The following is a 21,214-nucleotide window of genomic DNA, read 5'->3' as shown; positions in this document are numbered from 1 at the left end:
TTAGTCCTCTCGGGCAAACAGTGCCTCAATAAAATCTTCCGCCTTAAACGGCCGTAAATCTTCAATGCCTTCACCGACGCCGATGTAGCGAATCGGAATACCGAACTGATCGGCCACCGAGAAGATCACGCCGCCTTTGGCGGTGCCATCCAGCTTGGTGAGTGCAATACCGGTCACGCCAACCGCTTCGTTAAACAGTCGGGCCTGGCTGACCGCATTCTGTCCGGTGCTGGCATCCAGCGTCAGCATCACTTCGTGTGGCGCTGAATCATCCAGTTTTTTCATCACGCGGGTGATTTTTTTCAGCTCTTCCATCAGGTGCGATTTGTTCTGCAGACGACCAGCGGTATCGGCAATCAGCACGTCAACGCCACGCGATTTCGCGGCCTGAATGGCATCGAAGATCACCGAAGCGGAATCTGCGCCAGTATGCTGAGCAATCACAGGAATGTTATTACGCTGGCCCCACACCTGTAGCTGCTCAACCGCCGCTGCACGGAAAGTATCACCGGCCGCTAACATCACCGTTTTGCCTTCAGCCTGATACTGGCGCGCCAGCTTACCGATGGTGGTGGTTTTACCCACGCCATTGACGCCAACCATCAGGATGACAAACGGCGTTTTGCCTGAAACTTCCAGTGGCGCATCCACTTTCGCCAGAATCGAGGCCATTTCCGCTTTCAGCAGGCCGTAGAGCGCTTCCGCGTCACGTAGCTGCTTGCGGTTTGCCTGCTGGGTCAGATGGGTAATGATGCGGCGCGTGGTATCCACACCGACATCTGCAATCAGCAACTGCTCTTCCAGCTCTTCAAACAGCTCATCATCAATCTTTTTGCCACGGAACAGGCTGATAAAACCGGAACCGAGGTTCTGACGGGTTTTAACCAGGCTGCGCTTCAGGCGGGCAAAGAAGCCCTCTTTGCTGGGACGCTCCTGCTCCTGCACGATGAGTGGCGCGGCGGCCAGCGGAAGATCGCTGACGGTATCGGATAACGCATCAGCCGGTTCCGCGTCAGTGACTTCAGCTTCACCTAATGCCAGCGCGGTCAGCTCTTCTTCGGTCAGCGGCGCTTCCGCTTCGCTGTCCGGCGTTTCAACGATCGGAGCATCATCCAGCGTCTGCGCGTCTTCACTTATCGGCACTTCCGCTTCGCTGTGCGGCGTTTCAACGATCCCGACGTCATCCAGCGCCAGCGCGGTCAGCTCTTCGTCGCTTAATGGCGCGTCTGCTTCACTGTCCAGGATTTCAACGATCGGGGCGTCATCCAGCGCCAGCGCGGTCAGCTCTTCTTCGCTTAAAGGTGCGTCTGCAGGTGCCTCTTCAGCGATCGGCGTAACCACGTCGTCGGCGTCGATAACCGGTGTCGCGTCATGTTCAGGTGCGGAGACTTCCAGTAACGCTTCAGTATCGGCCTCAATCGGCTCAGCCGCATCGAGCACTGCGGGTGCTGATTCATGCGGCGCTGCCGCGGTGACTTCCGCCTCACGCTGCTGTCCGGCCACCGTTTCGGTGATGACGACAGTCTCTTCCGCTTGCGCTTCAGCCTGGCTTAAAGCCGGGGCTTCCTGTTCTGTCTGCTGCTGTGCGGGTTCAGCGACCTCGTGTGTCTGCTCCTCCGCGACAGGTTGTTTCTCTTCCTCTTTGCCAAATCCCAGCCAGGAAAAAAAGCCACGTTTTTTCTCTTTTGCCATTGTGTGACGACACTCCTCGATGGCTTTGTCCCGGTCGCGCGTGGTTTCCAGGGGTAAATCAATGAAAGTCGGTCAGCGCCAGACCGGCGTAAACCGCAGAATAATGCATGACTTCAGCAACTCAGTAGTCTAACACTTTCCAGCCAGCTCACCACAGCACCCTTTTTTAACGTTTCTTCTCACCGATTCGCCCGTTAAACTACGCAACAAATTATGACGAGTTGTGAGCAAGATGAATAAAAACCCCCGCAGTACAGGCGGTGCCGGGCAGATTCGCATCATTGGCGGCCAGTGGCGCGGACGCAAATTGCCGGTGCCGGACAGTGCCGGACTGCGCCCGACCACCGATCGGGTGCGTGAGACGCTGTTTAACTGGCTGGCCCCGGTACTGCCAGAGGCTCGCTGCCTTGACTGCTTTGCCGGAAGCGGCGCATTAGGACTGGAAGCGCTGTCGCGATACGCCGGATCGGCCACGCTGCTGGAGCTGGAGCGTCCGGTGGCACAACAGCTGACAAAAAATCTGCAGACGCTGCGCGCCAGTAATGGCACCGTGATTCAGACCAATGCGTTAAACTGGCTGGCACAGCCGGGCACACCGTTCGATGTGGTGTTTATCGATCCGCCGTTTCGTCAGGGATTGCTGGAACAGACGTTGCAGTTGCTGGAGCAGAATCACTGGCTGGCCGATCAGGCGCTGATTTACGTCGAAAGTGAAGTGGAAAATGGCGCGCCGCCGGTGCCGCCAGAGTGGGATCTTTATCGCGAGAAAATAGCCGGACAAGTGGCTTATCGTTTGTATCAACGTCAACAGGAGACGCAGGATGTTACTTAATTTGGGGCGTCTGTTGATGCTATGCGTGTGGGGATTTTTACTGGCTAACCTGGTTCATCCCTACCCGAAACCGCTGACTTATTTTATCAACGTTGCGCTGATTTTCATGATCCTGATGCATGGTCTGCAGCTGGTATTACTGCGCACGACGCAGACTAAAGATGCGCCGCCGATTGACCGCGTCACCCAGGCCAAAGTGTTTCTGTTCGGGGTGTTTGAGCTGGTCGCCTGGCAGAAGAAAAACTTCCCACGCAAAAAATAGTGTCGGGCGGGCGCAATGCCCGCCGGTTACGGCAGGGGCGTGAAGCTGATAAAGCGCGTGCCCTGCATCTTCAGCTCGCCTCGCGCGCCTTTATCCAGCTGATGATATTCCGCCTCTTTCAGCTGCACTTTAATGTCGCTGGCTCCGTTCAGCGGATGAAACAGCACCTCATAGCGCATCTCTTCCCCGGCAATCACTTCGCGCTGCCGTGAACGGCGATTGGGCGAAGGAAATTCACGTTTGGTTCTGACCTCAGCCTGCAAAGAACGCTCCGGTGACGCGTCGTTAACCGCCACTTCACGGCGTTGCTTGATGAACTGACGTGTCGCCAGCACGGCGATAATCGCCAGGACGATGATAAAAATTAGCGGCGGTTTACTCATAACGCTCTCGTGCCTGCGGGGATAATGAATCAGGCGGCAAAGCATACAACCAGAGTTGCCTGATTGTCACATCTCAGAGGCTTAACCTAAACTGGAAGTGATATTTTGGGATCTTTCACCATTTTGAGTAAAAAAAGGGAGAAACAATGCTCTGGTCTTTCCTCGCTGTACTTTTCTCCGGCTGGCTCTATGTCGATGCCACCTATCGCGGCCCTCAGTGGCAACGCTGGCTGTTTAAACCGGTCACGCTGCTGCTGCTTGTCGGGCTGGCCTGGCAGGCACCGGTACTGCAAACCACGGACTACCTGATTCTGGCCGGTCTGGTCGCGACGCTGGTCGGTGATGCGTTAACGCTGTTGCCGCGTCAGCAGATGCTCTATGCCGTCGGGGCTTTCTTCCTGTCGCACCTGCTCTATACGCTCTGCTTCGCTGCCAGCATGACCATGACCTTCTTCTGGCCGATTCCGCTGACGCTGCTGATCATCGGTGCCGCCCTGATTGGCATCATCTGGAGCCGACTGGAAGATCTGCGCTGGCCTGTCTGCACCTTCATCGGCATGACGCTGGTGATGACCTGGATAGCGACCGAGCAGTACTTCTTCCGCCCGACCGATTACAGCTTCTCGATCATGGTCGGTGCCGGTCTGCTGCTACTGGCAAACGCCGTCTGGTTTATCTCGCACTATCGCCGTCGCTTCACCGCTGACAGCGCGATTGTTGCCGCCTGCTACTTTGCCGGTCACTTCATGATCGTGCGCTCATTGTGGGTCGTCTGAGAAAATAGTCTTGACTCTGGAGTTCACTCCAGAGTGTAGGATAAGGGATGGGCTGCGTTGCTCATCCCGCTATTTTTACACTCTGGAGGTCATATGCATCAACATCACGCCTGTGGCTGCGGCAAACCGCGTGCCAGCCACGCCGCAGCAAAACCGCTGTGCCAGGTTCGTCAGGCCCGTCCCCTCTCCCTTTCCATTCATGCTGCGACGCCGGTGACGGCGGATACCGCAGGCTGTTGCTGTGACAGTAACAGCAGCCCTGGCAATGACGCCGACACCGCTGAGGAAAGCGACCGGCGAAGTTCCACTTATCCCTATAGCTGGCAGGTCAGCGGGATGGATTGCCCGAGTTGTGCCCGCACCATTGAAACCGCCGTCCGACAGGTAAAAGGCGTGACAGACGCCCGCGTGCTGTTCAGCAGCGAGAAGCTGGTCGTCAACGCTGACAACGATGTGCAAAGCGCCGTTGAACATGCGGTGAAAAAAGCCGGTTTCCAGCTCGCCTCCCCATCACCTTCGTCAGCCACCCCGGCCACCAGTCCGGGCTGGCAGCAGAACCGCATGCTGATTTTGCTGGCACTGCTGGTCCTCGCCAGCAGCATTCTCAGCCAGTTCGCGCCCGCCTGGGGCGATCGGCTGTTTGTGCTGACCACGCTGGTCGGCCTGATCCCCGTAGCGCGCGGGGCATGGCAGCGCATTCGCAGCGGATCGCCTTTTACCATTGAGACATTGATGACCGTGGCGTCAGCCGGTGCGCTGATTATTGGCGCGCACGCTGAAGCCGCGATGGTGCTGGTGCTGTTTCAGCTGGGCGAACAGCTGGAAAGCTATGCCGCCTCCAGGGCGCGCAGCGGCGTAACCAGCCTGATGGCGTTGCGGCCTGAATCGGCAATTCGCCTTGAACAGGGCAAACGTCTTGAAGTGTCGCTGGCGGCGCTGCAACCCGGCGATGTGATTGAAGTCGCGGCGGGCAGCCGCCTGCCGGTCGACGGCCGTTTAATCAGCCCGCTCGCCAGTTTCGATGAGAGCGCGCTGACCGGTGAATCGCTGCCGGTCACGCGAGCCAGTGGCGAAAAGATCCTTGCCGGGGCCACCAGCGTGGATCGGCTGGTAATGCTGGAAGTGGTGTCGAAGCCAGGTGAAAGCGCGATTGACCGTATCCTGCAACTGATTGAGGAAGCGGAAACGCACCGTGCGCCGGTTGAACGCTTTATCGATCAGTTCAGCCGCATCTACACGCCGCTGGTCATGCTGCTGTCGCTGCTGGTGATGGTGGTGCCACCCCTGCTCTTCGCAGGCGACTGGCAGCCGTGGATCTACAAAGGTCTGACGCTGCTGCTGATTGGCTGCCCCTGTGCACTGGTGATCTCAACTCCCGCTGCGATTACCTCCGGGCTGGCTGCGGCTGCGCGCCAGGGCGCGCTGATTAAAGGCGGTGCGGCGCTGGAGCGCCTGAGTTCGCTGCGCAGAATAGCGTTTGATAAAACCGGCACGCTGACGCTGGGCAAGCCACAGCTGACGCAGATCCTGCGGTTTGGCGAGGCCAGTGAGTCAGAGATGCTGGCGCTGAGCGCCGCTGCGGAACAGGGTGCAACCCATCCGCTGGCCAGCGCTATCGTAGCGGCCGCGCAGGCGCGTGATCTGGTGATTCCTGAAGCGCAGGATCAGCAGGTGCAGGCGGGACGCGGCATCAGTGCGCAGGTCTCAGGCCAGCAGATTCAGCTGCTGACGCCCGGCCATACTCCCGGTCTGACGCCGCAACAAAGCGAGCAGATTGCTCAGCAGGAAGCCGAAGGTGAAACCCTGGTGGTGGTGATGCGCGATGGCGAGGCGCTGGGTGCGCTGGCCCTGCGCGATCAGCTGCGCGACGATGCCGTGGAGGCGTTAAAGGCACTGAAAAAGCTGGGTATTGAGAGCCTGATGCTGACTGGCGATAACCCGCGCGCCGCAGCAACGATTGCCCGCCAGCTGGATATTGATTATCGCGCCAGCCTGCTGCCCGCCGATAAAGTCGCAGCTATCCGTGAACTGAGTCAGCAGCAGCCGCTGGCGATGGTCGGAGATGGTATTAACGACGCTCCGGCGATGAAAGCGGCGACGCTGGGTATTGCGATGGGCAGCGGCACCGATGTGGCGCTGGAAGCAGCCGATGCGGCTCTGACGCGGAATCAGCTCAGCAATCTGGCCCCGATGATTGCGCTGGCACGCCGGACACGACGCATCATCCGCCAGAATGTCGGTATTGCGCTGGGTCTGAAGGCAATTTTCCTGGTCACCACCCTGCTGGGTCTGACCGGACTCTGGCTGGCGGTGCTGGCGGATTCCGGTGCGACCGCGCTGGTCACCGCCAACGCGTTACGGTTACTGCGTCGTCGCGCCTGAGTGTGAGGCTTCTGATCGATGAGTGAGGTTAACGACGGCCCGAACGGCTGTCGCTAACCCGCCATGCCTTTGCGGATCAGAAACTGGTAGGGCAGCGTGTCGGTCTGCTGCGCCAGCAGGCCGTGTTCCATAAAGCGGCAGAAGCCGGGAATATCGCGGGTCGTCGCCGGATCATCGGCGATGATCAGCAACGTCTCGCCATCCTGCAGCCCGCGTACGGTCTTGCGCACCATCATCACCGGCTCCGGGCAGCGCAGGCCACGGGCATCCAGCTGATGGTCGGCAGAGGAAAAAACATCGCTCATAATCAACTCGGTTCAGGTAAAGGGCGCTCATTCTAGCGCGTGCTGGCGGTGAAGCAAGGCGATAACGATTGCGCTAAAATTAACCATTGCATAAAAAGCACAACGCGGTAAGATGCCGCCGCTTTTTGCTCATAAAACTGCCAGACGCCGCTCGAACGACGTCCCGCAATGGGTTCCCTCACCCCAACATTAAAAAGGTTGAATATGCTCGCATTTTCTTCACGTCAGCGCATGCATGCGCTTTTCTGGTTGTCGCTGTTTCACCTGCTGGTGATCACATCTAGTAACTATCTGGTTCAGCTGCCAATTTCCGTCTTTGGCTTCCACACTACCTGGGGTGCGTTCAGCTTCCCGTTTATCTTCCTGGCGACCGATCTCACCGTGCGAATTTTTGGCGCACCGCTGGCCCGACGCATTATTCTGGCCGTGATGATCCCGGCGCTGTTTATCTCTTACGGCGTCTCGGCACTGTTTTATCAGGGTGAATGGCAGGGCTGGCAGGCACTGGAAGTGATGAATCTGTTTGTTGCCCGTATCGCCTGCGCCAGCTTTATGGCTTATGCGCTCGGTCAGATCCTCGACGTTCATGTGTTTAACCGTCTGCGTCGTCTGCCGCAGTGGTGGATAGCACCGGGCTGCGCGATGTTTCTGGGGAATATCAGCGATACGCTGGCCTTCTTCTTTATCGCCTTTTATAAAAGCCCCGATGCGTTTATGGCGCAGCACTGGGTTGAGATCGCCCTGGTGGATTACAGCTTCAAAGTGCTGATCTGCATGGTCTTCTTCCTGCCTGCCTATGGCGTGCTGCTCAACGCCGCGCTCAAGCGTCTGGCTGAACGTCAGACCGCCCGCCAGGTCAATTTCGGCTGAGCCTGGTTTATCAGGCGTTATTGTTGCAGGCAGTCTGGACACGGACAGCGCGGAACAACCGGAGCGTACACGTAGTACGTGAGGATTGTGAGCACTGCCCTGGTTCAGAATGACAAATGAAATAGTCTGATTGGCCAGGCTCTAATAGCCCATACGGTTTCCACTATTTTCCGCTAAGATCTTCTGACAATCATCAGGTTGCGTTTGCAACCTGATTCCTGTTGTATTAATGCCTGACTGGAAACTTAAAAAGGGATTCTGATGCGCAACCTGGTGAAATATGTAGGAATGGGTTTACTGGTACTTGGCCTGGCGGCCTGTGACCAGAAGAAAGATGAAGCGGCGAATGACAACGGCGTCAGCGCCAGTCAGTCGGCGCAGACCGTCACGCTGATGGATGGCAAACTGAGCTTCTCGCTGCCACCAGGCATGTCAGATAAAAGCGGTAAACTGGGTTCACAGACTACGAACATGCACGTTTACGCGGATGAAACCGGTGCCCGCGCCATTATTGTGATTGCTGGCGACCCGACCAGTGATGGGCTGGATGTGCTGTCGAAGCGCATGGAACAGCAGCAGCGTAACCGCGACCCGCAGCTGCAGGTGGTGTCGAACAAATCTGTGACGCTGAAAGATCAGCCGGCACAGCAGCTGGATACGGTGATTTCTGCCAACAACCAGACCTCATGGTCTTCCGTGGTTCTGGCAAAAGTGGATGGCAAGCTGGTGACACTGCAGATTACGCTGCCAGGCGATAATCAGCAGCAGGCGCAGAGCGATGCTGACAACATTGTGAAAAGCATTACGCTGAAGTAAAACAAAAGGCTGGCTTCCCACAGGGAAGCCAGCCTTTGTTCAGAACACGTTATAAACCGGTATTTTCCCGGATATATTTCCGCGCTTTCACCGCATACTCAAATGGATTGGCCAGCGCAGGATCCTGCTCCGCCTCCACCACCATCCAGCCTTTGTAGCCGTAATCATCCAGGATTTTAAACACCGGTTTGAAGTCGATCACGCCATCGCCCGGTACGGTAAAGGTGCCCTTTTTGACGCCTTCCAGGAACGAGAGATGATTCTCACGCACCTCGGCGACCACCTCATCACGCACATCCTTGAGATGCACGTGGAAGATACGCGGCAGATATTTTTCCAGCACCGCCAGCATCTTTTGCTGGGAGCCTTCGGAGTAGTAGACGTGGCCGGTGTCATAGAGCAAACCAACCTGCTCGTCAGTCATCGCCATAAACCGGTCGATCTCTTCAGTGGTCTGAATGCCGGTGCCCATGTGGTGATGCAGCGTCACGCGCATCCCCTTGTCCGCTGCGATGCGGGCCAGTTCGTTATAGCCCTCTGCAGTCAACCGCCACTCTTCATCGCTGAAAATTGCTTTCTCTTCAAATACCGCCAGCGTGGTGCCCTGAATACTTTTACTCTGCTCAGAACAGCCAATCACCCGCGCGCCCATCGCATGCAGGAAGTTCATGTGCTCGATGAACTGTTCGATGGTTTTCTCTTTGTCGCCGTTAGCAAAAAAGGTGCTGAACCAGGCATTGCAGATTTCGATGCCGCGAATGTCGAGCATCGGTTTCAGAATCGCCGGATCGCGTGGGTATTTGCTGCCCACTTCGCTGCCGGTAAAGCCAGCCAGCGCCATCTCACTCACGGTTTGCTGGAAGGTATTCTCACTGCCGAGATCCGGCATGTCATCGTTGGTCCAGCCGATCGGCGCGATCGCCAGTTTTACGTTCTCTTTGTTCATCTTCTTATTCCCAGGCGGAGAGCGGCCAGGCCGCAGAGAGAGCTAAATCAGTTATAGAAAGCAGGACGCGGCGGCATCTCTACCGGCTCAATCGCACCACTGTTCTGCGCTTTGATGCAGGCATCGGCGGCCACGGAGGCGGCGAAACCATCCCAGGCAGAAGGACCGGTAAGCTGGCCCGCTTTGATGTCGTTGATAAACGCCTGCAGCTCAACGTCATACGCCTCGATAAAGCGATCTTTCCAGTCCACCAGAATGGTGTTCGACAGGCGCGCATCTTTGCGCAACTGCACTGAAGATGGCTCTGGCAGGCGGGCAATGCCCTCTTCACCGACGACCTCACACTGAATGTCATAGCCGTAAGCGCAGTTAACGAAGATCTCGACGTCGATGCGCACCCCTTTGTGGGTTTCGAACAGTACGATCTGCGGGTCTTTCAGCTGACCGTGCGACTTTGACGTCACGCGCGGGAAGATCACCTGCACCGTTTTATAGTCGTCGTTTGTCAGCCAGCGCAGTACATCCAGCTCGTGGATCAGAGTGTTGGTGATCGCCATCGGCGTGGTGTAGTTCTCTGGCACGGTCGGGTTACGGTGCGCGCAGTGCAGCATCAGCGGCTCACCGATATCGCCATCGGTGATCACTTTTTTCAGGGCACGATAGCCCGCATCGTAAGGACGCATAAAACCAACCTGCACCAGGCGTTTACCCGCCTGAATCTCTGCATCCACCACCCGACGGCAACCCTCGGCGCTCATCGCCAGCGGCTTCTCACAGAAGACCGGTTTACCGGCCGCAATGGCCGCTAAGGTGAACTCTTCGTGGGTCGGATCCCATGAGGTAACCAGCACCGCATCAACATTCGGTGACTGAATCACATCGTGGCCATTTTCGAACACCTCCGCCTCAATGTTCAGGCGTTGCAGTGCGGCACGCGCGCCGTCGACATTGATGTCAGAGACGGCGACTAACTGGGCACCCTGCAGCACATGGCTGCAGCGGCGAATATGTTCCTGACCAATTGCACCTGTACCGATGACGCCAAGTTTCAAAGTCATAATTACACCTGTGTAGGGTTCGTACGGAGAAGAGGAAAACGGGCCGCAGCACGGCCCGGAAATTAATATTTGCGCGCCTGATCCAGATGGCTGTTGAGCTTGTCCGCTACCGCCTGAGCGCGTTCGGTTTTTGACGCCTGCGCCACGCCGACATGCCACCAGCTGAAATATTTGTGAATCATCGTCTTAGGCAGCACTTTGATGTCGATAAGGGTAGAAACCGTCTGAGTGCGGGCATCTTCCAGCGCCGCTTTGAGCTGCTCCAGCGTCGTGACACGATAGGTTTTGCAGCCATAACCGGCAGCAATCGCGGCGAAATCGACCGGGATAAAGCCACCATCCAGCTTGCCGCCTTCCGGATTACGGAAGCGAAACTCGGTAGTGAAGCTGTCCATACCGTGTTCCATCTGCAGGTTGTTAATGCAGCCGTTGGTCATGTTATCCAGCAGCACCACGTTGATCTTTGCCCCTTCCTGAATCGAGGTGACCAGCTCTGAGTGCAGCATCATGAAGGAGCCATCACCGACCAGCGCATAGACCTCGCGCTGCGGCTGCGCCAGCTTCGCACCCAGCGCAGCATTCACTTCATAGCCCATGCAGGAGTAGCCATATTCGACGTGGTAGGCGTTGTAATCTTTGGTGCGCCAGACGCGCTGCAGGTCGCCCGGCAGACTGCCCGCCGCCGCCACAACCACCGCGTCTTTCGGCAGTTGCTCGTTTAAGGTGCCGAGCACACTGCTTTGCGTCAGCAGCGACTGGGTCAGGCGATTGAATTCAGCAAACACCGCTTCGCGGTCGAGATGGTCCGCAATTTCCGGCACAAAGTCGCCATCGTGATATTCCACCTGATAGACGCGCTGCGTCTCTTTCAGCAACTGACTCTGCGCCTGCTCAATCTGATCGCCCCAGTCGTTGCTGTAATGTTGTGAGGCCAGTGCAGCGGTGAGCGCGGTCAGCCCTTCGCGGGCATCGGCCAGCAGCTGCACGCCATCCAGCTTATAGCTGTCGAAGTTACTGACGTTGATGTTCAGGAAGCTGACATCGGGATGCTGGAAAATCCATTTCGATGCGGTGGTGAAATCGGTGTAGCGGGTGCCGATGCCGATCACTAAATCGGCCTCTTTTGCCAGCAGGTTAGCGGCCAGACAGCCGGTTTCACCCACGCCGCCGACATTCAGCGGATGGTCAGAGACCAGCGTGCCTTTGCCCGCCTGCGTCTCGGCAAAGGGAATCTGATAGCGTTCAGCAAACTGGCGCAGCGCCTCGCCCGCTTCGGAGTATTTCACGCCGCCGCCGCAGATAATCATCGGCTTGCGCTTACGGTTAATCAGCGTCAGGGCATCTGCCAGCTGGGCCGCCACCGGCAGGCGGCGATCCAGACGGTGCACGCGTTTCTGGAAGAAGTAGTCCGGGTAATCCCAGGCTTCACCCTGCACATCCTGCGGAAGAGAGATCGTGACCGCACCGGTTTCTGCCGGATCGGTCAGTACGCGCATGGCGTTGATACAGCCGGACATCAGCTGCTCCGGGCGGCTGACGCGATCCCAGTATTTGCTGACGGCGCGGAAGGCGTCGTTGGTGCTGATGCTGAGATCGTAGCTCTGCTCAATCTGTTGCAGTACCGGATCGGGCTGGCGGGTGGCGAAGACGTCGCCAGGCAGCAGCAGCAGAGGAATGCGGTTAGCGGTAGCCGTCGCGGCGGCTGTGATCATATTGGCCGCACCCGGCCCCACGGATGAACTGCAGGCGATAATCTGGCGACGCAGTGACTGGCGGGCAAAGCCGGTGGCGGCATGGGCCATGCCCTGCTCATTACGGCCCTGATAGACAATCAGATCGCCACTATCCTGTTCCAGCGCCTGGCCCAGCCCCAGCACGTTGCCATGTCCGAAGATCGCGAAGATGCCTTTGACGAACTTCGTTTCAACGCCATCGACATCAATGAATTGATTATCAAGAAATTTAACCAGCGCCTGTGCCGTGGTGAGTCTGATCGTGCTCATATTCTTCCTTACATGCTGGTGGACCCCGACTTCCGCGACAGCGCGCCAGGCGTTGTCATCGGCGGAAAAGGCGACCGGAATAACTGAAACGTGAGGCGATTATAAACAAATATATTTTTCATAAAACACGATTACAGAAGAAACATTTCATTTTGCGAGTGAGATCAAATTTAAAGGCGACTACAGGTCTGGCGGGCGCTGACAGAGGGAAAATCTGGAACGTTTAACAGAGAGTGGACCATGATGAAAAAATTCATTTCAATGCAGCAGCTTGCCTGACTGGCGTGCGGATTCCTGCGATCCCCTTCACAACCCTGACACACCGCACATCACGATGGCAGAGACCGCGCAGGCGGACGACAATCAGGAGTTTTACCTGGTTCACAAAATTGCGATGGATATTTCATTTCGTGTTGAATATGGAATTTTTATTCCTCATACTCCCCTCATAGCCAGTCAGACACCCACAGACCCGGAAGCAGAGCGCACCTGGTGTCGGTCTTTTCGCCCGCCAGCTCTGCTAATCACAGAAGGAAACCACAGGTATGAGTACACAACAGAAGCCGCTTGATGTGATTTGTATCGGGCGCATCGCCGTTGATTTTTATGGCCAGCAAATCGGAGCGCGGCTGGAAGATGTCACTTCGTTTGCGAAGTATCTGGGGGGATCGTCAGGCAACGTCGCCTATGGCACCGCGATTCAGGGGCTGAAATCGGCGATGCTGGCGCGGGTGGGAGATGAGCATAATGGTCGCTTTCTGCGTGAATCGTTACAGCGCGTGGGCTGTAATACCGATGCCCTGATCACCGATCCGCGGCGTCTGACCGCACTGGTGATCCTCGGTATCAAAGACGAAGAGACTTTTCCGCTGATTTTCTACCGTGATAACTGCGCTGATATGGGGCTGGTGCCGGAAGATATCGATGAAACCTTTATTTCTTCTGCCCGTGCGGTGGCGGTAACCGGGACGCATTTATCGCATCCACAGACCCGTGAAGCGGTGCTGAAAGCGCTGGATATCGCCCGCCGTAACGGCCTGCGCACGGCGCTGGATATCGATTACCGCCCGGTGTTGTGGGGACTGACCTCTTTAGGCGACGGTGAAACGCGTTTCATTGAGTCGTCTCAGGTCACGCAGCAGTTGCAGGAAGTGGTGCACTATTTCGATTTGATCGTCGGCACCGAAGAGGAGTTTCATATTGCCGGTGGCAGTACCGATACTCTGACCGCCCTGAAGAACGTACGTAAGGCGAGCCAGGCGACACTGGTCTGCAAACGCGGCCCGCTGGGTTGCGTGGTGTTTGAAGGTGATATTCCGGATAGCTGGGAACAGACTCAGTTGCACACCGGCGTGCGTGTCGAAGTGCTTAACGTGCTGGGCGCAGGCGATGCCTTTATGTCTGGCCTGCTGCGCGGCTGGCTGAATGATGAAGGCTGGGAGCAGGCATGCCGTTACGCCAACGCCTGCGGAGCGCTGGTGGTTTCACGCCACGGCTGTGCCCCTGCCATGCCAACCAAAGCGGAGCTGGATGATTTCCTGAGCCGCGACAAAGAGGTGAAACGTCCCGATCTCGACAGTCGTCTGAACCACCTGCACCGCGTAACCACCCGCAGGCAAGAGTGGCCGGAGCTGAATGTTTTCGCCTTTGACCACCGTAAACAGCTGGCGGACATGGCGCAGGAAGCGGGCGTGGATGAAAGCCGCATTCCACAGCTGAAACTGCTGCTGCTGGAAGCCGCTCAGCAGGCGGCCAGCGAGGCGGGATTAGAGAATAAGAGCGGCATTCTGGCAGATACCACGTATGGTCAGAAGGCGCTGAATGCCATTACCGGTAAGAACTGGTGGATTGGCCGTCCGATTGAGCTGCCCAGTTCACGTCCGCTGCGCCTGGAGCATGGCAACATCGGCTCGCAGCTGATCGACTGGCCCGCTGAACACGTAGTGAAATGTCTGGTCTTCTATCATCCTCATGACAGTGCTGAACTGCGTAAAGAGCAGGATGATGTGGTGCTCGATGTCTGGAACGGCTGTAATAAAAGCGGTCATGAACTGCTGCTGGAAGTGATTCTGCCCGAGAGCAATCCGGATAAGAACGAAACCTATTACCTTGAAATGCTGACTCATTTCTACAGTCTGGGCATCCAGCCTGACTGGTGGAAACTGCCACCGCTGTCGGCGGAGAGCTGGCAGGCGATCAGCACGCTGATTGAGCAGCAGGATCCCCACTGTCGCGGCATTCTGTTACTTGGTCTGGATGCGCCCGAAGAGAAGCTTAAAGCGGGCTTCGCGGCGGCGGCCAAAGCGCCATGGGTTAAAGGCTTTGCGGTGGGTCGCACCATCTTTGGTCAGCCTTCGCGCCAGTGGTTGCAGGGTGAACTGGACGATCAGGCGCTGATTGAGACCGTAAAAGGCAACTATCTGCGGCTGATTGAGTACTGGCGCGCTGCCCGCGCGTGATTTGCTGCTCTGCCAAAAAGCCGCTTTTAGACCGTGCAGTCACAGGGAACACGGTCAGATCGGAAAGACGCAAAAGCCGCCATCCATGGCACGCTCGGCCCGCACCATTACGCACCTCATCCCTGAGGTGCGCCCGTAGCCGGGCCAACGCTTTGCGTTGTTCAAAAACGCTCCCGGCGTTTTTGTCCTGGTGCGGGACGCTTTCCTCTTCTGACCGTGTTCCCTGCTCGTTTAGCTAATGTGTTGCTACCAGACCCGATTTTTCAGCAATCTGCAGCCATTCCAATCTGAATGGTGTAAGACTGCATACTTCCATTCCTCCTGTCATTTCATCCCGATTTTCACCCTGGCATTGCCCGCGAAGATGGGCACCTCGGGCGCTAAAGCTAATCTGTGAACCATTTCATAAAGCCATGAAATAAACCGCATCGTTGACGCAAAGAAATGAAATTTTCCATCCATCTGGTAATATAGCGCTCATTATGCAGCCATTATTCTAATTATACGGGCAGAAGTGATGAACAATAATCCCACCCAACTTTCTCTCTTGCAGGACGATATTCGTCGCCGTTATGAAACACTGAGCAAGCGTCTTAAACAGGTTGCGCGCTACATCCTTGATAACAGTAACAGTATTGCTTTCGATACCGTCGCCTCGATTGCCCAGCAGGCCGATGTGCCGCCGTCGACGCTGATCCGTTTTGCGAATGCGTTTGGCTTCAGCGGTTTCAACGAAATGAAACAGGTTTTTCGCCAGCACCTGATGGAAGAGACGGTCAACTACACCGAGCGCGCTCGCCTGTTTCGTCAGACCTCAACGGACGACAGCGCCAGTGCGCCTGAGAGTCCGGCGGAAATCCTCAACGTCTTTACGATGGTGAACAGCCAGGCGCTGCAGCAGCTGGCGATGCAGGTTAATCCTGAGCAGCTGAACAAAGCGGTGAAACTGCTGAATGAGGCTGAAAACATCTATGTCATCGGCCTGCGTCGCTCGTTCAGCGTCGCCTCCTATCTGGTCTACGCGCTGCGTCACCTGGAGCGTCGCGCTTTTCTGATTGATGGCCTGGGTGGAATGTTTACCGAGCAGCTCAGCCTGGTAAACCCGAAAGATGTGGTGATTGCGATCAGCTACTCGCCTTATGCGCGTGAAGCGGTCGAAGTGGTCGAAATGGGTGCCAAGCGTGGCGCGCATCAGATTGCTATTACCGACAGCCAGGTCAGCCCGCTGGCCGCTTTCAGCGATGTCTGCTTTGTGGTGCGTGAAGCGCAGGTCGATGGTTTCCGTTCGCAGGTCGCCTCGCTCTGTCTGGCGCAGACGCTGGCGGTGTCACTGGCGCTGAACAACGCCGATAGTTCCGCTCAGTAACCTGCGTTTCGCACAGTAAAAAGGGCAGCCTCATCGGCTGCCCTTTTTGATGCTCTCCGCACTATGCTCACACGGATAAAACCGCGGTGACTTACGCTTTGCGCGGATAGCTGTCGCTGTTCACCCAGGCGTGATCTTTCTCCCAGGTGAATTTCCATAGCCGCACCGGCCCTGCCATCACGTTCAGATAGTAGTTGTTGTAACCCGCCAGCGTCGCCACCGGATGATAGCCGCGCGGCACCATCACCACGTCGCGATTATAGGGTGCCATACAGACATCCAGTGAGCGGTCGTCAGTGTAGACACGCTGCATGGCAAAGCCAGGCTCGGGATCGAAACGGTGATAGTAAGTCTCTTCCAGGTAGGTTTCGTTTTCACTCTCCTCCTGGTCATGCTTGTGGCTGGGATAAGAGCTGGTATCACCCTCGTTGGTATAGACCTCCACCACCAGCAGGCTGTCAGCAGGTTCAGTGTCAGGCAGGATGTTATGTACCAGCCGCTGGTTGCGCCCTTTTCCGCGCTGCTCAACGCCGACATCAGATGGCGCAATCAGTCGTGCAGGCAGATTTCCCTGACCGGGCGCGTTACAGACCGCCAGCTCAAGATCGCTGTCAGCGTAAACTTCCACTTCATCATCATGCGGTACATAAACGGAATAAGGCGGCACGCGCTCAAACGGCGACATGCGCTTACCGATACCGGGAAAGTCAGCATGGCGGGTTTTCACGGAGGCCAGCCCGGCCACCAGCACCAGACACAGCTCTTTGTCACCGCTGTTGAGGCGCAGGGTTTCCCCTTTCTTCAGCATATAGGCATCAAAGCCGACATAACGCCAGCCAGCGCGCTCAGGCGTGACATGCTGAATACGGCCCTGTGCGTCAGGGGCCTGTGCTTTCGACAGTAAAGACATCCTGATCCTCCTCTCTGTCACGATTGACGCTGCGGTCGTTTCGCGGGCGCGATGCCAGCGAACAAAACGACCGGCAGATTATCCTGCCGGTCGTGATCAGCGTTGAAATGAATTAGCCTAAGGTTGGCATACTGAATTCAGACACGGTCTGCTGACCGGACGGCCAGCGCACGGTGGCGGTTTTCATGCGCGTATAGAAGCGCACGCCATCCGGCCCGTGGACGTTAAGCGCACCAAACACAGAGCGTTTCCAGCCGCCGAAGCTGTGGAATGCCATCGGCACCGGAACCGGCACGTTGACACCGACCATGCCCGCTTCAACGTTCTGCACAAACTCACGTGCGGTGTGACCGTTGCTGGTGAAAATCGCGCTGCCGTTACCAAACTCATGGCTGTTAACCAGTTGCAGCGCACTGTCGTAGTCCGGAGCGCGCATGATGCTCAGCACCGGTCCAAAAATCTCTTCACGCCAGATCACCATCTCAGAGGTGACGTTATCAAACAGCGTGCCGCCAACGTAGTAACCTTCGGCGTGACCCGCCACCTGCACGTTACGGCCATCGACCACCAGCTTCGCACCTTCCTGCTCGCCTTTGTCGATATAACCCAGCACTTTCTTCTGGTGCGCAGCTGAGACGACCGGACCCATCTCATTTTCATCGGCACCCTGACTCATTCCCGGGCCGATACGCAGCGCTTTCACCAGCGGTGTCAGACGGGCAATCAGCTTGTCAGCGGTGTCATCGCCTACGGCGACTACAACCGGCAGCGCCATGCAGCGCTCACCAGCAGAGCCAAACGCACCGCCCATGATGGCGTTAACGGTGGCATCCAGATCGGCATCCGGCATGACGATGGCGTGGTTTTTCGCCGCACCAAACGCCTGCACGCGCTTGCCATGGGCGCTGGCGGTTTTATAGATATGTTCGGCCACGCCTGAAGAGCCGACGAAGCTCACCGCGGCGATACGCGGATCCTTATAAAGCTGTTCAGCATCTTCGTTGGAGCTGTGCACCACGTTGAATACGCCATCCGGCAGGCCCGCTTCAGTCAGCAGTTCAGCCATACGCACGGCCGCTGAAGGATCCAGCGCCGGTGGCTTCAGCACAAAGGTGTTACCGCAGGCCAGCGCGATCGGGAACATCCACAGTGGCACCATCGCCGGGAAGTTAAACGGTGTAATGCCCGCCACGACGCCAACTGGCTGCATCAGTGAGAAGCTGTCAACGCCGCCGCCGACGTTCGGAGAATATTCGCCTTTGAGCAGATGAGGGATGCCGCAGGCAAACTCAATCACTTCAATGCCGCGCGTCAGTTCACCCAGTGCATCAGACCAGACTTTGCCATGTTCAGAGACAATCAGCGCCGCCAGCTCATCACGGTGCTGCTCCATCAGGGCTTTAAAGTTAAACAGAACGCGAGCGCGACGCAGCGGCGAGGTTTTCGACCAGGCTGCAAACGCGTCATGCGCGACACCAATCGCCTGGGCCACTTCATCAGCGGTACTTTGCGTCAGTTCACGGACCACTTTGCCGGTTGCCGGATCGTAAACAGGAATGGTTTCGTTGCTGGCGCTGAAAGTGGTTTTACCGCCAATAAAGTTACCTATGATTGTCATGATGTTGCCTCTTAAGATGGTTAAGTTCGCTGCAGACAGACCCTGTGGCCTGCCACACTGCCTGACCAGGCAAACCTGAAAGCGTGCTATGAAGCTATTACAGTGGAATAAATTTTTCAAATAGTTCTTTTTGAAAAATTTGCTTTTAGCGGCACAGATCGCATTTTTCCCGCCCGTCAGTGACGGATAGCTTGATGAGGAGAGGTGGCTGTTAACAGCGTCCAGCCTAAGCACAGCAGGGGAATCACCGTCATGCGGATCGGGGGTATTTCTGCGAAGTCCCTCCAGCGATTATGCATATGGGTGAAACGAAATATGAAATTAATGCGAGGCTGATCTAATAATCTGCATTTCATAATTCACTATTAATGAAATAAATGTTTTCTTTAGTCGCAACACTCTCCTGTCCCGGAGTCAGCGCATGGCTATTGATCCCACCCGTTTCTGTATCAACCGCAAAATTGCGCCCCGGCTCTCGCTGGAGGCCTTCTTTCAACTGGTTCAGCGTCTGGGCCTGAGCAAGGTTGAACTGCGTAATGACATGCCGGGCGGCAGCGTTACTGACGATCTCAGCCCCGATGAATTGCGTGTCCTGACCGACCGATATCACATTGATATCGTCACTATTAATGCGCTCTATCCGTTTAACCGCATTGATGACGCGCTGCTCAGCCGGGCCGAGGCGCTGTTAAGGACAGCACAACAGATTGGGGCGAAAGCGCTGGTGATGTGTCCGCTGAATGAGGGGATGACCGTGTCGCCTCAGCAGACTCAGGCGGCGATGCAGGCGCTGGCTCCGCGCTTTGCCCACTATGGCATTCAGGGGCTGGTGGAGCCGCTGGGATTTCCAGTCAGCTCACTGCGTTCGATCGTGCAGGCGCAGGAATTGATCGCAGAGGCGGGCGTGCCCTTTAAGCTGCTGCTGGATACCTTTCACCATCATCTCTATGAGAATGCTGAACAGGAATTTCCGGCGGGTATCGATATTGATCAGATTGGACTGGTGCACCTTTCAGGCGTGGAAGATCAACGTCCGACCGCTGAGCTGACCGACGACGAACGCATCATGCTGAGTGATAACGATGTGCTGAAAAGCGTAGCGCAGGTTAAACGGCTGGAAAGGCTCGGCTATAAGGGCATCTACGCTTTTGAGCCGTTCTCTGGTCAGCTCAACAGCTGGACCCCGGCGGAGATTGAGCACCAGATCCGCCACAGTATTGAACTGCTGCAGGCCTGAAGCCTGTTGCACCCAGAATTTATCAGTTTATCTGTGTCTGAAAAGACGTTATGGCCCGCTGCTGGGCCATTTTTTTTATTCTGAAGAACCGTCTGCCGCTGGCAGTGATACCTGACGTCGCTGCAGACGCAGCGTGCAGAAAAACGCGATACAGACCAGCAATGCCGTGAGCAGATAGACACGTGAAACATCCGCATAATTCATGATGAATCCGGCCAGTGGCCCGGTTATCCCCAGTGACAGATCCATAAAGGCGGTATAGGTTGCCAGCGCACTGCCCTGATTCTGCTGTGGCACCACTTTAACCGCCACCACGCCCAGCGCCGGAAACACCAGCGAGAACCCGGCACCGGTCAGAAAGGCGCCTGCGTTTGCCATCCAGGGATTACCCGCAGCAGCGACCATAAACAGTCCGGCAGCCTCAACTGCCAGACAAACGCTGGCGACCCGCAGGCCGCCGTGGCGGTTAATCGCATTGGGAAACAGCAGCCGCGCGCCGACAAAAGCCACGCTGAACAGGGAGAGCGCAAAGGCGGCCCCTTCCCAGCCTTTATCCTGATAGAACAGCGTGATAAAGGTGGCAATGACGCCGAAACCTGCCGATCCCATCGCCAGAATCGTACCAAAACCAGCGATTTTCCCCAGCACCGCCCGAAACGGCAGCGGTCTGGCGCGGCTGGCTTTTACGGCCGGACGTGGTACGGCGCAGACGATACCCACCACGCAGATAGCCACAATCACCAGAGACAGCCACAGCAGGCCACCTGCCTGGAAGATGACCACACCGAGCGGCGCACCAATCGCCATCGCGCCATAGGTGACGATGCCGTTCCAGGAGATGACCCGGCCAATGTGCAGCGAACCGACCCGCGCCACGCCCCACAACGACGTGCCGGTGCCGGTAAAGCTCTGGCCTACACCCAGAATCAACCGGCCCACACAGAGCAGCGTCAGGCTCCACATCGGTGATGCAATCAGCGCCGCCAGCAGAATACATAATCCGCTGATCAGACAGCCCACCAGGCCGGTCACCACCACTTTCTTTGGTCCCCAGATATCGGCATAGCGTCCGGCGTGTGGCCGGCTCAGCAGCGTCGCCACATATTGCAGGCTGATCACCAGGCCCGCCCAGAATGCGCTGAATCCCAGCTGGTCATGCACCCAGCCTGGCAATACGGCCAGCGGCAGGCCAATGGTGAGATAGCTGGCAAAGTTGTAGGCCACGATAGAGAGGATTAGCAGAGAGATATTCAGGTTTCCGGATGGGACGTTCTGTTCCGCTGCAGGCTGTTCAGGCAT

Annotated in this window: 18 protein-coding genes; 9 read left to right on the top strand and 9 right to left on the bottom strand. The window is 56.8% G+C overall.

The window, feature by feature from the left end; genetic code table 11:
- A complete protein-coding gene (ftsY, locus tag ACN1CO_RS19640; protein WP_419140369.1) occupies positions 1 to 1,692 on the bottom strand; it encodes a signal recognition particle-docking protein FtsY in 1,692 nt (563 codons plus the stop codon).
- Between the two features lie 232 nt (positions 1,693 to 1,924).
- Here ftsY and rsmD point away from each other — a divergent pair, with 232 nt between their 5' ends.
- A complete protein-coding gene (gene rsmD, locus ACN1CO_RS19635; protein WP_003852194.1) occupies positions 1,925 to 2,524 on the top strand; it encodes a 16S rRNA (guanine(966)-N(2))-methyltransferase in 600 nt (199 codons plus the stop codon).
- Positions 2,514 to 2,786: a DUF1145 family protein gene (locus ACN1CO_RS19630; protein WP_003852192.1), complete on the top strand. Its 273-nt coding sequence runs from the start codon at positions 2,514 to 2,516 to the stop codon at positions 2,784 to 2,786. The genes rsmD and ACN1CO_RS19630 overlap by 11 nt, the downstream gene beginning before the upstream one ends.
- Positions 2,787 to 2,812: 26 nt before the next feature.
- On the opposite strand, the gene ACN1CO_RS19625 is transcribed toward ACN1CO_RS19630, so the two are convergent.
- Positions 2,813 to 3,169 carry a DUF2500 domain-containing protein gene (locus tag ACN1CO_RS19625; RefSeq protein ID WP_419140368.1) on the bottom strand — a complete coding sequence of 119 codons (357 nt, stop codon included), beginning with the start codon at positions 3,167 to 3,169 and terminating at the stop codon, positions 2,813 to 2,815.
- Between the two features lie 146 nt (positions 3,170 to 3,315).
- On the opposite strand from ACN1CO_RS19625, the gene ACN1CO_RS19620 reads away from it, so the two are divergent.
- A complete protein-coding gene (locus ACN1CO_RS19620; RefSeq protein WP_179898785.1) occupies positions 3,316 to 3,945 on the top strand; it encodes a lysoplasmalogenase in 630 nt (209 codons plus the stop codon).
- Between the two features lie 93 nt (positions 3,946 to 4,038).
- On the top strand, positions 4,039 to 6,327 hold the full coding sequence (locus ACN1CO_RS19615) for a zinc/cadmium/mercury/lead-transporting ATPase (RefSeq protein ID WP_419140367.1): 2,289 nt from the start codon (positions 4,039 to 4,041) through the stop codon (positions 6,325 to 6,327).
- A 53-nt stretch (positions 6,328 to 6,380) separates the two neighbouring features.
- Here ACN1CO_RS19615 and tusA read toward each other — a convergent pair whose 3' ends face one another.
- Positions 6,381 to 6,632: a sulfurtransferase TusA gene (gene tusA / locus ACN1CO_RS19610; protein WP_419140366.1), complete on the bottom strand. Its 252-nt coding sequence runs from the start codon at positions 6,630 to 6,632 to the stop codon at positions 6,381 to 6,383.
- Positions 6,633 to 6,836: 204 nt separating this feature from the next.
- Here tusA and ACN1CO_RS19605 point away from each other — a divergent pair, with 204 nt between their 5' ends.
- Together ACN1CO_RS19605 and ACN1CO_RS19600 are read left to right on the top strand one after the other, a co-directional pair.
- Positions 6,837 to 7,502 carry a 7-cyano-7-deazaguanine/7-aminomethyl-7-deazaguanine transporter gene (locus ACN1CO_RS19605; protein WP_003852182.1) on the top strand — a complete coding sequence of 222 codons (666 nt, stop codon included), beginning with the start codon at positions 6,837 to 6,839 and terminating at the stop codon, positions 7,500 to 7,502.
- 261 nt (positions 7,503 to 7,763) lie between these two features.
- Positions 7,764 to 8,318 carry a DcrB family lipoprotein gene (locus tag ACN1CO_RS19600; RefSeq protein WP_003852180.1) on the top strand — a complete coding sequence of 185 codons (555 nt, stop codon included), beginning with the start codon at positions 7,764 to 7,766 and terminating at the stop codon, positions 8,316 to 8,318.
- Between the two features lie 49 nt (positions 8,319 to 8,367).
- On the opposite strand, the gene iolE is transcribed toward ACN1CO_RS19600, so the two are convergent.
- From iolE to iolD, 3 genes are all read right to left on the bottom strand, one after another.
- Entirely contained in the window at positions 8,368 to 9,264 is an 897-nt protein-coding gene (gene iolE, locus ACN1CO_RS19595; protein ID WP_419140365.1) for a myo-inosose-2 dehydratase, read from the bottom strand.
- 47 nt (positions 9,265 to 9,311) lie between these two features.
- Entirely contained in the window at positions 9,312 to 10,322 is a 1,011-nt protein-coding gene (locus ACN1CO_RS19590; RefSeq protein ID WP_419140364.1) for a Gfo/Idh/MocA family protein, read from the bottom strand.
- 62 nt (positions 10,323 to 10,384) lie between these two features.
- Positions 10,385 to 12,325, bottom strand: coding sequence for a 3D-(3,5/4)-trihydroxycyclohexane-1,2-dione acylhydrolase (decyclizing) (iolD, locus tag ACN1CO_RS19585; protein WP_419140363.1), 1,941 nt, complete (start codon positions 12,323 to 12,325; stop codon positions 10,385 to 10,387).
- Positions 12,326 to 12,870: 545 nt separating this feature from the next.
- Here iolD and ACN1CO_RS19580 point away from each other — a divergent pair.
- Both ACN1CO_RS19580 and ACN1CO_RS19575 read left to right on the top strand, forming a co-directional pair.
- A complete protein-coding gene (locus ACN1CO_RS19580; RefSeq protein ID WP_419140362.1) occupies positions 12,871 to 14,784 on the top strand; it encodes a bifunctional 5-dehydro-2-deoxygluconokinase/5-dehydro-2-deoxyphosphogluconate aldolase in 1,914 nt (637 codons plus the stop codon).
- Between the two features lie 517 nt (positions 14,785 to 15,301).
- Complete coding sequence (locus ACN1CO_RS19575) at positions 15,302 to 16,150, top strand: MurR/RpiR family transcriptional regulator (RefSeq protein WP_033784214.1); 849 nt, start codon at positions 15,302 to 15,304, stop codon at positions 16,148 to 16,150.
- A gap of 91 nt (positions 16,151 to 16,241) precedes the next feature.
- Here the strand turns inward: ACN1CO_RS19575 and iolB are convergent, their stop codons facing one another.
- Positions 16,242 to 17,060 carry a 5-deoxy-glucuronate isomerase gene (gene iolB, locus ACN1CO_RS19570; protein ID WP_419140361.1) on the bottom strand — a complete coding sequence of 273 codons (819 nt, stop codon included), beginning with the start codon at positions 17,058 to 17,060 and terminating at the stop codon, positions 16,242 to 16,244.
- A gap of 112 nt (positions 17,061 to 17,172) precedes the next feature.
- Positions 17,173 to 18,678, bottom strand: coding sequence for a CoA-acylating methylmalonate-semialdehyde dehydrogenase (locus tag ACN1CO_RS19565; RefSeq protein ID WP_090966892.1), 1,506 nt, complete (start codon positions 18,676 to 18,678; stop codon positions 17,173 to 17,175).
- 421 nt (positions 18,679 to 19,099) lie between these two features.
- Between ACN1CO_RS19565 and ACN1CO_RS19560 the strand changes: the two genes are divergently transcribed.
- On the top strand, positions 19,100 to 19,915 hold the full coding sequence (locus ACN1CO_RS19560; RefSeq protein WP_419140360.1) for a TIM barrel protein: 816 nt from the start codon (positions 19,100 to 19,102) through the stop codon (positions 19,913 to 19,915).
- A 75-nt stretch (positions 19,916 to 19,990) separates the two neighbouring features.
- Here ACN1CO_RS19560 and ACN1CO_RS19555 read toward each other — a convergent pair whose 3' ends face one another.
- On the bottom strand, positions 19,991 to 21,214 hold the full coding sequence (locus ACN1CO_RS19555; RefSeq protein WP_419140359.1) for an MFS transporter: 1,224 nt from the start codon (positions 21,212 to 21,214) through the stop codon (positions 19,991 to 19,993).

This window comes from Pantoea sp. R13S299 (assembly GCF_048515925.1).
Lineage (GTDB): Bacteria > Pseudomonadota > Gammaproteobacteria > Enterobacterales > Enterobacteriaceae > Pantoea.
The sequence above is the reverse complement of the archived record's forward strand: the minus strand, read 5'-3'. Positions and strand labels throughout refer to the sequence as shown.

Bases quoted from the DNA above. Each gene is read 5' to 3' on its own strand.
- ACN1CO_RS19560 (WP_419140360.1), top strand. From the start codon at position 19,100: ATGGCTATTGATCCCACCCGTTTCTGTATCAACCGCAAAATTGCGCCC.
- iolB (WP_419140361.1), bottom strand. From the start codon at position 17,060: ATGTCTTTACTGTCGAAAGCACAGGCCCCTGACGCACAGGGCCGTATT.
- ftsY (WP_419140369.1), bottom strand. From the start codon at position 1,692: ATGGCAAAAGAGAAAAAACGTGGCTTTTTTTCCTGGCTGGGATTTGGC.
- ACN1CO_RS19575 (WP_033784214.1), top strand. From the start codon at position 15,302: ATGAACAATAATCCCACCCAACTTTCTCTCTTGCAGGACGATATTCGT.
- iolD (WP_419140363.1), bottom strand. From the start codon at position 12,325: ATGAGCACGATCAGACTCACCACGGCACAGGCGCTGGTTAAATTTCTT.
- iolE (WP_419140365.1), bottom strand. From the start codon at position 9,264: ATGAACAAAGAGAACGTAAAACTGGCGATCGCGCCGATCGGCTGGACC.
- rsmD (WP_003852194.1), top strand. From the start codon at position 1,925: ATGAATAAAAACCCCCGCAGTACAGGCGGTGCCGGGCAGATTCGCATC.
- ACN1CO_RS19555 (WP_419140359.1), bottom strand. From the start codon at position 21,214: ATGCCTGAACAGCCTGCAGCGGAACAGAACGTCCCATCCGGAAACCTG.
- ACN1CO_RS19615 (WP_419140367.1), top strand. From the start codon at position 4,039: ATGCATCAACATCACGCCTGTGGCTGCGGCAAACCGCGTGCCAGCCAC.
- ACN1CO_RS19605 (WP_003852182.1), top strand. From the start codon at position 6,837: ATGCTCGCATTTTCTTCACGTCAGCGCATGCATGCGCTTTTCTGGTTG.
- ACN1CO_RS19600 (WP_003852180.1), top strand. From the start codon at position 7,764: ATGCGCAACCTGGTGAAATATGTAGGAATGGGTTTACTGGTACTTGGC.
- ACN1CO_RS19565 (WP_090966892.1), bottom strand. From the start codon at position 18,678: ATGACAATCATAGGTAACTTTATTGGCGGTAAAACCACTTTCAGCGCC.
- tusA (WP_419140366.1), bottom strand. From the start codon at position 6,632: ATGAGCGATGTTTTTTCCTCTGCCGACCATCAGCTGGATGCCCGTGGC.
- ACN1CO_RS19590 (WP_419140364.1), bottom strand. From the start codon at position 10,322: ATGACTTTGAAACTTGGCGTCATCGGTACAGGTGCAATTGGTCAGGAA.
- ACN1CO_RS19620 (WP_179898785.1), top strand. From the start codon at position 3,316: ATGCTCTGGTCTTTCCTCGCTGTACTTTTCTCCGGCTGGCTCTATGTC.
- ACN1CO_RS19625 (WP_419140368.1), bottom strand. From the start codon at position 3,169: ATGAGTAAACCGCCGCTAATTTTTATCATCGTCCTGGCGATTATCGCC.
- ACN1CO_RS19630 (WP_003852192.1), top strand. From the start codon at position 2,514: ATGTTACTTAATTTGGGGCGTCTGTTGATGCTATGCGTGTGGGGATTT.
- ACN1CO_RS19580 (WP_419140362.1), top strand. From the start codon at position 12,871: ATGAGTACACAACAGAAGCCGCTTGATGTGATTTGTATCGGGCGCATC.